The 13,949-nt window shown below is 60.2% G+C and carries 13 protein-coding genes; 6 read left to right on the top strand and 7 right to left on the bottom strand.

The window, feature by feature from the left end; all coding sequences use genetic code 11:
* The first annotated feature begins 238 nt into the window (after nucleotides 1-238).
* Genes FMN63_RS00985 through FMN63_RS00960 form a run of 6 tightly spaced genes read left to right on the top strand, consistent with a single transcriptional unit; the run spans nucleotide 239 to nucleotide 6,332 of the window.
* A complete protein-coding gene (locus FMN63_RS00985; RefSeq protein ID WP_286192509.1) occupies nucleotides 239-1,123 on the top strand; it encodes a 3-oxoacyl-ACP synthase III family protein in 885 nt (294 codons plus the stop codon).
* Between the two features lie 2 nt (nucleotides 1,124-1,125).
* Nucleotides 1,126-2,112, top strand: a complete 987-nt coding sequence (locus tag FMN63_RS00980) for an NAD-dependent epimerase/dehydratase family protein (RefSeq protein ID WP_148582082.1) — start codon at nucleotides 1,126-1,128, stop codon at nucleotides 2,110-2,112.
* Nucleotides 2,113-2,117: 5 nt separating this feature from the next.
* Nucleotides 2,118-2,933, top strand: a complete 816-nt coding sequence (locus FMN63_RS00975; protein WP_286192525.1) for an MBL fold metallo-hydrolase — start codon at nucleotides 2,118-2,120, stop codon at nucleotides 2,931-2,933.
* Nucleotides 2,930-4,201: a CoF synthetase gene (locus FMN63_RS00970; protein ID WP_148582080.1), complete on the top strand. Its 1,272-nt coding sequence runs from the start codon at nucleotides 2,930-2,932 to the stop codon at nucleotides 4,199-4,201. The genes FMN63_RS00975 and FMN63_RS00970 overlap by 4 nt, the downstream gene beginning before the upstream one ends.
* Nucleotides 4,198-5,346 (top strand): GNAT family N-acetyltransferase, encoded by a 1,149-nt coding sequence (locus FMN63_RS00965; protein WP_148582079.1) that lies wholly within the window; start codon nucleotides 4,198-4,200, stop codon nucleotides 5,344-5,346. The genes FMN63_RS00970 and FMN63_RS00965 overlap by 4 nt, the downstream gene beginning before the upstream one ends.
* On the top strand, nucleotides 5,343-6,332 hold the full coding sequence (locus tag FMN63_RS00960) for a Rieske 2Fe-2S domain-containing protein (RefSeq protein ID WP_148582078.1): 990 nt from the start codon (nucleotides 5,343-5,345) through the stop codon (nucleotides 6,330-6,332). Before FMN63_RS00965 ends, FMN63_RS00960 begins: the two co-directional genes overlap by 4 nt.
* On the opposite strand, the gene FMN63_RS00955 is transcribed toward FMN63_RS00960, so the two are convergent.
* The 7 genes from FMN63_RS00955 to FMN63_RS00925 form a co-directional block, all read right to left on the bottom strand.
* Entirely contained in the window at nucleotides 6,317-7,501 is a 1,185-nt protein-coding gene (locus FMN63_RS00955) for an ATP-grasp domain-containing protein (protein WP_148582077.1), read from the bottom strand. The genes FMN63_RS00960 and FMN63_RS00955 overlap by 16 nt on opposite strands.
* A 42-nt stretch (nucleotides 7,502-7,543) precedes the next feature.
* Nucleotides 7,544-8,239 (bottom strand): ribonuclease activity regulator RraA, encoded by a 696-nt coding sequence (locus tag FMN63_RS00950; RefSeq protein ID WP_148582076.1) that lies wholly within the window; start codon nucleotides 8,237-8,239, stop codon nucleotides 7,544-7,546.
* 424 nt (nucleotides 8,240-8,663) lie between these two features.
* On the bottom strand, nucleotides 8,664-9,002 hold the full coding sequence (locus tag FMN63_RS00945; protein WP_148582075.1) for a slr1659 superfamily regulator: 339 nt from the start codon (nucleotides 9,000-9,002) through the stop codon (nucleotides 8,664-8,666).
* A 31-nt stretch (nucleotides 9,003-9,033) separates the two neighbouring features.
* Complete coding sequence (locus FMN63_RS00940) at nucleotides 9,034-9,579, bottom strand: slr1658 superfamily regulator (protein ID WP_148582074.1); 546 nt, start codon at nucleotides 9,577-9,579, stop codon at nucleotides 9,034-9,036.
* 3 nt (nucleotides 9,580-9,582) lie between these two features.
* Nucleotides 9,583-11,967 carry a SpoIIE family protein phosphatase gene (locus tag FMN63_RS00935; RefSeq protein WP_148582073.1) on the bottom strand — a complete coding sequence of 795 codons (2,385 nt, stop codon included), beginning with the start codon at nucleotides 11,965-11,967 and terminating at the stop codon, nucleotides 9,583-9,585.
* Entirely contained in the window at nucleotides 11,964-13,142 is a 1,179-nt protein-coding gene (locus tag FMN63_RS00930; protein ID WP_148582072.1) for a class I SAM-dependent methyltransferase, read from the bottom strand. The genes FMN63_RS00935 and FMN63_RS00930 overlap by 4 nt, the downstream gene beginning before the upstream one ends.
* The gene (locus FMN63_RS00925) at nucleotides 13,139-13,660 is read right to left on the bottom strand and encodes a ubiquinone biosynthesis methyltransferase UbiE (RefSeq protein WP_148582071.1); all 522 of its coding nucleotides are present in this window, start codon (nucleotides 13,658-13,660) and stop codon (nucleotides 13,139-13,141) included. Before FMN63_RS00925 ends, FMN63_RS00930 begins: the two co-directional genes overlap by 4 nt.
* Between the last annotated feature and the right edge of the window lie 289 nt (nucleotides 13,661-13,949).

Raw genomic sequence — 13,949 nt, 5'->3', positions numbered from 1 at the left:
GTGCAGCGTCCGCAGATCATGGGTATTACCAGCCTACCCAGTCTCCCATCCGTCTTGCGTGTCTTCCGCCCGTGACTTAGTTCCTTGTCTGAAGCCGGTCCGGACCGGTTCGCTAACGGAGGCCGCATCCATTCTTCCCATCAGAATTGCCGGCACTGGGCATGCCTTGCCAGCACAGTCCATCACTTCCGTAACGCTTGACCGCCGGCTTGGGTTCCCTGCCGGGCGAATAAAAAATTTGTCAGGCGTTTCAAGCAGGTTCGTCGCAGCAGAGGAAAGCCAGATAGATCTGGCGGTTTCGGCCTGCAAAGCCGCGATGGAAAAAGCGGGCCAAACGCCGAAGGACATCGATCTCATCCTCGGCGCGTGCGGTATTCCCTATCAGACGCTGCCGGCAACCGCGCCGCTGGTGATGCAGAGACTGGGTTTTGCCGATGGCACGGCAGCAGCCTACGACGTCAACGCCACCTGCCTTTCGTTTCTGAGCGCTGTTGAGCTTGCCGCCAGCAAGCTTGCCCTGGGGCAAGCTTCGTCAGTACTGGTGTTTGCCGCGGACATCGCCTCGCGGGCCTTGCCGTGGGAAGACCAGCCCGAAGTTGCCGCCCTGTTCGGTGACGGCGCCGCGGCAGCCGTTCTGACAACAGCAGATGAAACCGGTTCCGGCATTGCAGCCTCGCTGCTGCGGACCTACCCTTCCGCCTATGCGGCGTGCGAGATCGGAGCCGGCGGCACTCGGTTCGATTTTCACAAGGACCTCGAAGCCTTCGCCCGTCACGCGGTGTTTCACATGGACGGCAAGGAGCTCTTCCGGGTCACGCACAAGCACTTTCCGCAGTTTGTTGACGAACTGCTGTTGAAAGCCGGATGGGACCGGCGGGATATCGACCTTGTCGTCCCGCATCAGGCGAGCCCGCTCGCGCTGGAGCACATGATCCGGGAAACCGGGATGGACCGCGACAAGGTGGTCGACATCGGCAACACACACGGCAACCAGATTGCAGCGTCGCTGCCAACCGCACTCGATATTGCCTGGCGTCAGGGCAGGATCGAGCCCGGCATGCGTGTTCTGTTGCTCGGGACATCGGCCGGCGTCACCTTTGGCGGCATGGCGCTGGAGATTTGACCATGGGCCGTCTGCTGGTCACCGGAGCAACGGGATTTCTGGGCGGCGCGCTGATCCGTCATTTGCACGCCAAAGGCTCCAATCCCATCGCACTTGGCCGCAACGAAGTGCCCTGTCAGCAGCTTGAGGCCGAGGGCTTCGACGTCGTTCGCATGGATCTGTCCCAACCCTGCGACCCACAGCGGTTCGCGCCCTTTGGCCCGGTCAGCGCCATCGTTCACTGCGCAGCACTCTCTGCGCCCTGGGGACCGCGCAGCGCCTTTCAGGCGGCAAATGTCAGCGGGACAAAACACCTGCTTCGTCTTGCCGGTGCGCTTGGCGTGCGCCGCTTCGTCAACATTTCCTCCCCCACCGTCTGTTTCGAGATGAAGGACAAGGAAAACCTTCAGGAAGACGACCCGCTGCCGCCGCCCATCAATGCGTATGCGGCAACCAAAGCGGACGCTGAGCGGCTGGTGCTTGCACGCGCCGACCTTGGCCCCATCAACCTGCGCCCACGCGGCCTTTATGGTGCTGGTGACACGACCCTCCTGCCCCGGTTGCTGACGGCGGCCCGCAAGCGCCCCCTGCCACTTTTCCGGGAGGGAGCCGCCTCCATTGACCTGACCCATGTCGATGATCTGCTCTCAGCCGTCGACGCCGCCTTTGCAGCCCCTCCCGCGTGCGAAGGAGAGACATTCAACATATCCGGCGGCGAGCCCTTGCCCGTGCGTTTCATTGTCGACCGTGTCTGTGCTGCCAAGGGGGTTCCCGTGCGCTGGCGGAAACGCCCGCTTGCCCCGGCAGTTCTCGCCGCGAAACTCCTGGAGCGCGCGAGCCTGATGATGCCGGGTGTGGGCGAACCTCCGGTAACGCCCTACACGCTCGGCCTGTTCGCCTTCCGCCAGAGTCTCGATATTTCCAAGGCGGCGCGGCTGCTCGGCTGGCGCCCGCAGATCGACTTCGAAACCGGCCTTGCAATAACACTCGGCGAAGGGAAAGCCCGTTGACCCCGGTGTTTGCAAACAGCGCGTTCGTCTCCGCGCCGGAACGGTTGGTGGTCCGAGGCGGTGGGTGGAACCTGCTTCACCTCAAGGTACGCTATGGCGTTTATCAGCACCCGGCAGCCGGACTGGTGCTGATCGATACGGGTTACGGCCCCAGGGTTACCGAAGGACCGGGACGCAGCCTGCCGCTTCGGCTTTATGCCAATCTGCTGCGGCCAAAGCTGGTCGAAGAGCATCAGCCGGCCCGTGTGCTTGATCGGCTGGGCGCGCGTCCAGCGGATGTGACAGCCATCGTGCTGACCCATTTTCACGCCGACCACGTTGCCGCGCTCCATCTTTTTCCAGAAGCGAGGGTCTATGCGAAAGCAGCAACGCTCGCGCGTATCCAGGCACGCTCCAGGTTCGCGAACCTGCGCCACGGTATCTTTGATGAGCTGCTGCCGCACGACCTTGCCACTCGGACCGTCGATATCGACAGGCTGTCGGTCAGGGCAGCCCCCCATGGGCTTGGTCAGGGAGCCGATCTTTTTGGCGACGGCACCCTGCTTGCCGTCGACCTGCCAGGCCATGCCGAGGGCCACTTCGGCATCTGCTTTGCCGAGCTGCCTATGCCGCTGCTTTATGCGGTCGATGCCCAATGGTGTGCGGCGGCTCTTGAGCCCGGCAAGGCACCCGGGCTGCCCGCCGCACTTGTTTCTTCGGATCGAAGGGCGCTCGCCTCCAGCACCCGCCGGGTCGCCGCGTTTCGCGAGCAAGGCGGTGATGTTCTGTTGTGCCACGATCCGTCCGTCAGCCCTTACGACCTGCCGGGGCCTCCGAAATGAGCGGGCGTTTTCAGACAGGCGTTGCCTTTGCCGAAACGCTCTGGACCAGCCGCCGGGGCCGATCCCGACAGGCTTTCGAAGACTGGCAGAAACGACGGCTGGATGCCTGGCTGCGCCAGTCACTTCCCAAGGTCGATTTCTACCGCGATGCGCCACCTCGCCTCGACCAACTCCCTATCATCGACAAAGCCATCGTGATGAGCCGGTTCGAGGCCTTCAACAGGGCCCGGATCACCACAGAGGCCGGATGGCAGGCCTTGGAGACGGGCGGCCAGATCAACGGGATAAACATCGGCGCCAGCACGGGCACCAGCGGTAACAGGGGTCTTTATGCCATTACCGCGGCGGAGCGGTTCCGCTGGCTCGGCACCATTCTGGCCAAAACGCTACCCGGCTTTCTGTGGCACCCGGAACGGGTTGCTATCCTTCTGCCGCAGTCCTCATCGCTTTACGAAAGCCCGACCAAACTGCGGCAATTGCAGTTGCGGTTCTTCGATCTGCGCCAAGGCATTGCCGCCTGGCAGGACGATCTGGAAACCTTCGGCCCGACGACCATCGTCGCACCACCCAGGGTGTTGCGGCATCTGGCGGAAACATCGAACCGCCTTTCGCCCCGCAAGCTCTATGCCGGGGCGGAAACGCTCGACCCTGTCGATCGGGTCGCCATCGAGCAGAGGTTCGGCCTCACACTCGGACAGATATACATGGCAACCGAAGGCCTTTTTGCCGTCACATGCGCCCATGGCCGTCTGCACCTTGCCGAGGATGCCAATTTTTTCGAGTTCGAGCCGATTGCCAACGGTCTTGTCACCCCGCTGGTGACAGGCTTTCGCCGCGATTTCCAGATCATGGCCAGATACCGGATGAACGACCTCTTGCGTCTGTCTTCGGAACCCTGCACCTGCGGTTCGCCGCTTCAGGCCCTCGATGACGTGGTCGGGCGGATGGACGATATCTTTGTCTTCGCCAACGCGGCGGGAGTGGACGTGCCTGTCACACCCGACATCCTGCGCAATGCGGTTCTGGACGCTTCCCGCGTGATTTCCGATTTTCGCCTTGTGCAGGAAGACGATGGATCGGTGACCCTGCTGCTGCCACCCGATCTGCCGGATACAAGTGCTGAAGCGGCGCGCATGGCACTCGGCAAGACCCTGAGCACACAGGGGCTGACACCAGAAATTTCCCTTCGCCGGGAACGTTTGCCTCTGGAAAGCTCCCGCAAGCTGCGGCGGGTGGAATGCCGGCTGAAGCGGCAGGTCCGGCCATGACGACCGCACAGGATCCTGCCATTCGGGCCACTTCAGACCGCGAAGGTGTGCGCAATGACCCGGAGACCGTCCGCGCCTTCGTGCGCTTGTGCAACGATTTTGCAATGCCGGATCTTGTCGCCAACCTCACAACACGCGTCAGTTTGCTGGAGATTGCCGGGCGCTGTTTTCCGGTGACGATCAACGAATCGAGCCACCCACCGACGTGTTACATCTGCTCACCCAGCGCCGCCTATATCGACTATGCCATCGAGGAAACGCGCAACTTCCTGAAGTCGCCGCTGACCTACCGCCTGGTGCGACCGCTGATCCGGGCCTATGCGCCGCTGATCGCGGCCAGTGGGCTTGACCGGCAGGTGCAGGTGAACAACTGGCTGCTGTCGACCAATCCCGTGCCGGAGATCGACCCGGCCGCAGCCCGCGAGATTGCCAGCACCCTATCGCAGCGCCATCCCGAGCATGCCATCGTCATCCGGTCGCTCAATGGCCGGGCCGACCGAACAACGATGAATGCCCTCAGGCAGGCGGGGTTCAGGCTTCTGGCCGCCCGGCGGATCTATCTCTATTCGGGCGACAAGACGCCAGACAAGCAGACGCAAAACCGCCGTTATGACGCGAAGCTGATGCAGCGTACGTCTTATCGGCTCGCGGAAAACGACAGTTTCAGCGGGCAGGATTTTGCCCGCGCCGCAGAGCTCTACAAGATGCTCTATCTCGACAAGTACACCCCGCTCAATCCGCAGTACACGGCAACCTACATCCGCGAATGTCACCAACGGGGCCTGTTCCAACTGCTTGGGTATCGCGACGCGGGCGGCCAGTTGGCAGCGGTCGCCGGTTTCTTTGCAAACGGCCGCACGTTGACGCAGCCGCTGGTCGGATACGATACCCGCATGCCGCTGAAGGATGGGCTCTATCGGCTGGTGATGGCAGCGGGCCAGGAGATCGCCGAACGGCACACTCTCTTTTTCAACATGAGTGCGGGCGCAGGCCTCTTCAAACATCTGCGGGGCGCAGAGCCGGAAATCGAATTCAACGCCGTCTACACCGGCCACCTTTCTCGGCGCAAACAATTGGCGGTGAGGAGCCTTGAAACGCTTCTGTCGCGCATCGGCATCCCCCTTCTGGAGGCCTTCGACCTATGACTTCATCAAAGGATATCTGGCAGGCCGCCGCGCTTGTGAAAGATGTCAGTCGGCAGCCGTTGCGGCTTGAGTTCGGCGGCGAACCGGTGGTGCTGTTCAACAGCGGGACCGGCATCGCGGCTCTGGCCGATCGTTGCCCGCACCGGCTGATGGAACTGTCGAAAGGAAAGGTCGTCGGGGGCGAGATCGAATGCCCCTATCACGGCTGGCGGTTTGACGGCAGCGGACGCTGCACCACCATTCCGGGTCATCTGGGAGACGTGCCGGGATACCGCATTCCCGGCCTCAAGACATTCGTGAAGGACGGCGTGGTTTTTCTCTCCAGAGGAGACCCGGCCGGCGAACCTTACCTGCACCCGATCGAAGGCAGAAAGGTGCTGGTGCGACTGGTGCGCAGCAGCACTAGGTCGACATTGATCGATACCGCTGAAAACATCCTCGATGCGACCCACACCCACTTCACCCACAAGGGCCTGCTGCGCGGCCTCAGCAGCAAGCGCCACCGGGTTCGGGTCGATATCACCGGCGGACCGGGCTGGGTCGAGGCCGTCTATACGGGAGAAGACCGGCAGCACGGTCTGATCAGCAAGCTGCTGGAAGCCGGACGGATGCGGACAGTCGGGCGCTATCGGTTTCCCGGTATCGCCGAGCTGGAATACTGGGGCGAAAACGGCCTCGCGTTGGCAACCACCTTTCATCTGCGGCAGGCGGCCGATGGACGTGTTGAAGGCATCGGTTGCCTGATCGGTCCGCACAAGAGCGTCCTCGACCGGATCAAGTCCTGGGTGTTCCAGCCCATGTTCCGCATCGCTCTGGAACAGGATCGCCGCGTGCTGACATCCTCGCTTGAAAACGCAGCGCGGTTTCCGGACGCAAGGCCCCTGATCGGGCCGCTCGACTTTTTGCGCCGGGACATCGAGGCAATTGAACAAGGCGAGCTACCGGGCGCTGCGCAGTCCCCCAGAACCGCCTATATCGAACTTTGATCCGGCCCGTTCCACTCGATATCCCTTGTGCTAGCGCTCTGAAGACTGATGCGATTGCGAAGGGCAACCGCCGCGATTTCCAGCAAGGCGGGTATTTGTGCACGGCCGGGCGCGGGATCGACTGAGGTTCCAAGGATCTCCTCTGCCGCGCCGAGCACCTTGCGGAAGTGCCGGATGTTCCGTGAGCGGAGCGCTGCGGGCAAGCCATAGACCCACATGGCAAGACGCACGGCCTGAATACGTGCCACGTCCGGCAAGACTTCCTCGCCACCTTTCACAAGCGCGCGAACGAAGCTGTCCGCGTCCTTGAAAAAGTGAAGTCCGCTGGTCGCGCGCGGATTGCATTCCAGCGGTCGCACCGAGCCATCTTCAAGACGCATCAGGTCAAAGGAGACCTGACCGGTCCAGCCGCTGTTGCGGGCGAATGTTTCGACAAAGTCCCGTGCTGCTGTGTCCCTGACCGGTTCAAAGCAAACCCCGGCCCCTGCTCCCGCCCGGTAAAGCGAGCGGTAGATCGATACTGCCAGCACCTTACCGCCGCGTGCCACAGCAAAGGCGCTGATTTCCTCTCCCGGCACCCGCTCCTGGGCAACCCATGGCATGGCGGCGCTCGGCACCACCTGTTGCAACTTTCCAGCGGTGGGCGAAACGAGAACCTGACCGGCGAAGCGGGACCAGACCGGTTTGAACACTAGGTTTCTCGCTTCCGCACGCAGGTCAGTGAGATCCTCCTGGGACGTCAGCAGCCTTGTTTCCGGCACGGCGATGCCGAACCTCTCACACAGCCTGATGAAGTCATGCTTGTTGTGGGCAGCCTGAAGCAGGTCGAAACCCGGTGCGAACAGATCCACCGCAAGCCCGCGCCTCTCCCGAAGAGCGGCCAGATAGAAGATCTCCTCGCAGGTCGGGATGATCAGCGACGGCTTTTCGCGCTCAAGCAAATCGTCGAGCGCATCGGCGAATTCTTCCGGATGGAACCTCGGCGATGGCAGGCGCTGATAGCAGGCGCAGGCACGGCTTGAACTGGAAAGTGGCCGAGCGGGCATGTCGGCCAGAACAACGCGCCATCCGGCCGCATGAAACAGCCGGGCGTGATGCAGGGCAACAGGTGCCCGAGCACCGGTTATCAGAATGGTCTGGCCGGAGGATGCTCGGAAGGCAGGCGGCATCGTCGTCAGCTTCCTTTAACGAATGCAGATCACCGGCACCCTTCAGCGTTCGGCTTCGTAGCGCGCCCGAGTTTCCTCGTTCATCGGGTAGAGCCCCGGGAGGCGCGCACCGGCGTCGACCTGTTCGACAATCCAGGCTTCCATCCGCTCCTGCTCCGGCGCTTCCTTCAGAACCTCATCGAGAGTGGCTGCCGGGATCACGACCGCGCCATCGCCGTCGGCCACGATGATATCGCCCGGAAGAACGGCAACACCGCCGCAGCCAATGGTTTCCTGCCAGCCGACGAATGTTAGACCAGCCACCGAAGGCGGGGCGGACACGCCGCTGCACCAGACCGGAAGATCCGACGCCAGGACGCCGCTGAGATCGCGCACCGTGCCGTCGGTCACCATGCCGGCAACATTGCGCTTGCGCATGCGGGCACACAGGATATCGCCGAAGACACCGGCATCGCGGACGCCCATTGCATCAATGACCGCAACACATCCTTCCGGCATCTCCTCAATGGCCGCCCGCGTTGAAATGGGAGAGCCCCAGGAGGCGGGCGTTGCCAGGTCTTCGCGCGCGGGCACGAAGCGAAGGGTGAAGGCTGGTCCGACAATCCGCGGCCTGGCGCGATCGAGCGGCATCGCCCCGCGGATCCAGACATTGCGCAGGCCCTTTTTCAAGAGGATCGTGGTGAGCGTCGCGGTGCTGACGGATTTCAGGATTTCGACGGCTTCAGCAGACAGGGTCATAAAGGTCTCCGGAAGATGGCGCTGACATGAGCAGGGCGGGAGCAACGTTTCAAAAGCCATGTCGCTGGACCCGTTCGGGGCGTTGGCCTGGAGAACAAGCCAGCGGTGCGAGCATCATATTCAGCCGGATCGCATTGCCGGCCAAGTGATTTTTGAACTGTCAGATCTGAAGGCGGGTAGGTGGGTAAAGCACCGAATGCGCGCTTCAACCGCGGCGGCCCGGACTTTGAAACGCCTCGGTTTCAAGATCTCTGGAATTCAAAACGGCTGGGGAGGCTGGCCGTCAGGTTCGGCAGAAGATTTAAGCGCTCATCTGGTGGAGCGCAGTCCATGCCCCAACGACAGTCACAAAACATCCGGCGCTCTTGAAACCGAGGCCGGAAGTTTGCGGGCATTTCCGGTGTGCTTGCAGCAGGCTGCAGGATCAGGAAATCGTCAGTTCAAGCGCCGGGTGCAGACGCTGCAGGTTGCGGAGCGATTTCGACTGCCAGGGAATGGACTTGGACCCGAGAACGCGAACGCCGACTTCCGGCTGCTTTCTGATTTCGATCGTGAATTTGGCGAGCAGGTTGATGCCGGAGCTGTTCAGAAATTCCAGGCTTGTCAGATCCATGGTGATAAGCTCCGGCTTGGCTGCCAGAACGGAATTCATGATCTCCAGAATAGGGGCATAGGCGTCCGTTCCTGAAAGCCGCATCGTTCCTTCGTAGTGGATGTCGGAGCCTTCAGTCCAAACGCGGTAATCGTTCGTGCTGATTTCCATTTTGGTATCTTCCTTTGGAATTTGTCAGCGATCAGGAAAGTCGCAAAGACGCATATGTCGTCAACTCAACGCCTTCACTTACACGCTCAGACGCGAAAGACCAGCCCAATTTGGCTTCGTAGTCGCTCATAAGTGTGAGCAAACCGAGGCCCGAGCCGGAGGAATCCGGGTCAAGGGCGTTCTCCTCGATACGCTCCAGAAGCAGCTCTCCCGGTTCGCGTTCGAGTAGGCTTTTCAGGTGACCTTGAAACCTTGTGGCCGTTTCGTGGTCGATGCAGTTCACGATCCGGATTTCGAAGGTCTGTTCTTCCAGCGAGCTGTGAATCGTGACGTCACCGCCGTGACGGAACTTGATCGCATTTTCAAGGATCTCGTTGATCATGTAACTGATGCTGTGGCGCGCATCGACCTGGTCGATGCCCTTGCCGCAGGCCCGGCTGAAATATTCCCCGATAAAATCCGACGTAAGGCCGCAGTGATGCCAGCTCAGCTCCAGCGGCTCTGCCTTCAACGTGAGACAAAACTGTCTCGCGTCTCCGCCGTTCACAGCCGTCGTCTCTCCAAAATCCTCGACCATGCCTTACCTATGCTTCAACACAACAAGAGTGATGTCATCAAATACCTTGTAGTCGCCGATATGCGACTTCACATCATGAATGACCGCCGCCGCAATACCTTTCGCGGTTTTTTCGCGGTTTTCATGAGCGCTCTGGGCAAGCCGGTCGAGGCCATACATCTCGCCCTTGTCGTTTTCCGCCTCCGTGATCCCGTCCGTGTGCAGGATGAGAATGTCCTCCGGTCCGAACGCGAGATCCAGTGTCGCCACGAAGGGAGAAATATCAGCCTCTAGCCCGACCGGGAAACCGAGATCCATCGTATCGATGCGCTCGGTGTCTCCATTGGCACGGATGATCAGCACTTCCTCATGCTGGCCGGACAGGGTGACCTGGCCGTCCTCATAATCGACGAAGGCGAGCGTCAGGTGCTTGTCGGATCTGGTGCGGGTGATGTTCTTGTAGACGGCACGGTTCAGCACATCCAGGAAGGCGATCGGGTCCTTGTCGCCTTTTTCCTGAAGCGCCCGGGCAACCGACTGCACCATCAGCATCAGGACGCCGCTTTCCAGACCATGGCCGGTCACATCGCCGATACCGACCTTGATGCGGCTGCCGTCGAACAGAACGTCGTAATAATCGCCGCCGACCTCGTCCGCCGGTTCCATGAAGGCGGCAATCTCGATCTGCGGAATGACTTCCAGTTCGCTGAGGCGCGGCAGAACCATTTCCTGAATGCGCTTGGCAACATCCAGTTCCGCCCCGAGGCGCAGGTTTTCCGACTTCAACCGCTTGTTGAGCTCGCCGATTTCGCGGTTCGCGGTTTCCAGCTTGCTGGTGCGCTCCTCAACGAGATTCTCAAGGTTCTCGGTGTGATAGCTGATCTCTTCCGCCATGCGGTTGAAGGCCAGCCCCACAGCCGCGACCTCGTCGCGGGTCGGAATGGCAACGCGGACCGAATAGTCCTTGTTCTGAAGGGCGCGCGCCGCTTCGGCCAGTTGTGACAGGCCCTTGGTGATGCGGCCGGAGATGGCATAGACCGCGACGAACACCACGAAAATACTGACGCAGAAAGCAATGAGCTGATAGTTCAGAATGCGGGCCGTCGCTTCCGAGATGTTGTTGGTGGCATCGATCAGCGACTGGTAGATCTCGCGTTCGGACACGACGAAACCGAGCGTCATCGTTTCCGAGGTGATACCGGCACCATCCCAGAGGTTCGTCGGATTGAGCTGCTTGAGAACCAGAAGATAGGGGATCTCTTCGCCATCGTTCTCAAGGAAGATGTGCTGGATGACGGTCTCGTCCTTGGCGCTCAGCTCAAGAGACGCGATGGCCGGCTGGCTGCTTTCCTTGAGGTTCCGGTTCACGCCGGTCACCCCTTGGCCGCTGACATCGCTGGAGACCAGACCCAGGGTCTGTTCGCCGGCCTTCGGAGTTGCCACGACATTGCCGTCGGACATCGTCAGGAAACCGAAGCCGTTTTCCGAGATCTCAAGGCTTTCGACAAGCGAGGTCAGCTGCTCAAGCGTGATGTCGACCGCGACCATGCCCGCAACGTCCTTGCGATCCTGCGTCCACAGGGGATGGAAGAAGCTGACGATCAGCTTGCCCGTGATCGCATCGATATAGGGGGCGGTGGTGACGATATTGGAGTCCACCGGTCTGGAGGACGGATCCTTGATCCAGTCCTGCCAGCCTTCGTAGACGCCGGGAAAGAAGAAATCCCAGAAGTTCGCACCTTCGTTGTGACCGGGATACAAGAGGTCGAATGTCTGCGCCTGTTCCGAATAAGGCGTCGCACGCATGATCGACGCGTCCTTGGGGCCGACGTAGTAGATCTGCAGCTTAGGCGCGCCTGTCGACATCATCGACGGACCGACAAGGCTGAGGAAGGAACTGTGCTTCAGCTCTTCGGCGGCCTTGGGAACCGGGTTCTTGTTTTCATCCAGCAAATAACCCCAGACGCTGACCGCAGACGGAACACCCGCCGTATTCTGCGACCAGCCGCCCGTTTCGTCATAGACCAGGTCAGACGAAAACGCTGGACTGCCTTCGATGGTGTTTCCGACCGCTTCCTGCACCTGCGGGTGGTCGATCAGTGTCTGCATCGACGAGGCGAGCGTCTCAAGTTCGGAATGGACGCGCTCAATCAGGAGGTCGGCCCGGAAGGCCGTGGTGTCGATATAGGTCTGCAGATAGTCTTCCGTGGCGGTGGTCAGACCTTCACCGACCTGCTCCGTCGCATCCCTGGACAGTTTCTGCACGTTCCAGATGCCGATGCCGCCGGCGAGCGCGAGATCGAACAGAACTGCGACGCCGACCACAAGCATGAATTTGGCCCGAAAGCTTCGCATGGAAAAGCGGCCGATCTGCTTTTCGGTCTGAGGATCCGTTACAGGTGCATTCATAGCGGCTTACGTCCCGAAGCAACCCAGATCGGCCAGCCTGCATATCCCTTGGGATGGAGCGCTGCGAAGATATGGTCGTCGAACCCTTTGGCGAAACGTTCGATGAATTCGGCGCTGTCGCCGCGTTCCTCAGCCATTTTGCCGGCAAAGAGATTTTTCCACGACGCAATCACATCCGCGAAGTCCTGCGGATCGCCATCCGTGTTGGTGACCATGAAGGACCCGATGGTCACATTTTCAAAGCCACCGTCGATCAGGAGGCGCCGGCTCTTCGGGCCGATTTCGATATCCATATCGAAATGGTGCCAGAGTTTGGCGACCTCATTGTAGGTCCACTGAATGCTTTCCGATCTCGGTTCGCCAAGGCAGTGCGAGTTCTTTTCGTTGGTAACGTAGATACGGCCACCCGGCTTGCAGATGCGGTAAAGCTCCTTCAGGATCAGCTCCGGCTGGTCGAAAACCTGCAGGGAATGGCGGCAGGTCACGAAATCGAACTGATTGTCTTCCAGCAGCATGTCCGCAGCATCGCCGAAGACGTATTCAATGCCCCTGACACCGAAATCGGCCGCGACACGGCGCGCATAGTCGAGGCTGGATCTGGAGTGGTCCAGTGCGACCAGCCTATCCGGCTCGAATTCCTTTTGCAGAAGCACGGCAAAATCGCCGATGCCGCAGCAAATGTCGGCCACCTGCATGCCCGGTTTCAGGCCGTGCTTGCGCAGAAGTTCCTTTTCGTGCCGCCAGGTAAGTTTGGTCTGCGTCCGCAGAACATGAATGAACTCGCTGTCCTCAACGAACGACTGACCCGGATAGAATTCGTTGTCGTATTCGCTGACGGTGATCTTGTCGGACATTGTCTCAAGCACGGCGAACTTGCGCGTTGCCCAGCCAACCACGCTCGAGGTCGTGACGTGAACGCTCAGGTCGCTTCGGTTGCGCACAAGATCCAGAATTTTGCCGGCAAAGGCATGGAAGGCGACGTTGTTCATGCGCACAAGGCGTCTGACATTGACGTAGAACTTGCCGCTCACCTTGCCGACGGACTGCTCCATCGCGGAAAAGCAGCCATTCAGCTCATCGGCCCGCTCGGGGCGCAAGCTGCCATGCAGGGAGAACTCCTGATCGTTCTCGTTAAAGGTCCACTGAAAGGCCTGTGTCATATTATCAGCGATCATTCTGCGTCGTCCTCAAGCACAAGCTCCGCGACCAGTCTCATGCGGCCGTCTTCAATCCGTCCGATGGCAAGCCGGGCGCCGTAATCGACGCCGAGTTCCAAAAGTCCAAGACTCGCATCCGGTTCGGCGTCAGCAAAAAGCGCCTCCAGATACAGCGTTTCGGCGTCATCGCCGTTTACTTTGGCAATCGCCGCCTCGTAGACCTTGTAGGTCTCCTCATCGACCGGAAAGGTCAGTTCGATCCGGTCGACATTGCCGTCGCGCTGAACCGCGCATTGCAGTTTTCCGCTCGAACCATGCGTCCGGTAGACGGCTTCCAGCAGTTCGTTCAAGGCCGACGAATAGAGATTGGAGAACAGGAGCGAATCCAGCCGGTTGTGGCTGACCATCCGGGCGATGTACCCCGACATGAGATCGCAATGGGTCCAGTCGGTGCAAAAGTCCTTGATGTCCAAATCCAGGTGAATCATCTGCGGCAGACCGGAATTCAAGGATATGCCTTCAGAAGGTGCCTGCATTTTTATTCCCCCGCTGGCGTGGTCAATTGCACCAGCAAAGGGTGCACTTCTGTTTTTATACGAGAAAGCTGGAATTTCTGGCCGATTGAACTCGCGTCATCGATAGGTCACGTCTTTAGCAATACGGCGTCTCTCACTGCCAAGAGTATATCAACCGCGATTGGTTACTGAATTGTACCTGATTAGCATAGCAGCCCAACTCTAAACTTTGAGTTTCCACCGCACGTGTGTAGCGACACCTTGGTCAGAGCAACGCAAAGACCAGGAATTACCGCATTGATCCAAAGCC

The organism is Stappia sp. BW2 (assembly GCF_008107695.1).
In the GTDB taxonomy this organism is placed as follows: Bacteria; Pseudomonadota; Alphaproteobacteria; order Rhizobiales; family Stappiaceae; genus Roseibium.
This window is presented reverse-complemented; position numbering and strand designations above follow the sequence as displayed.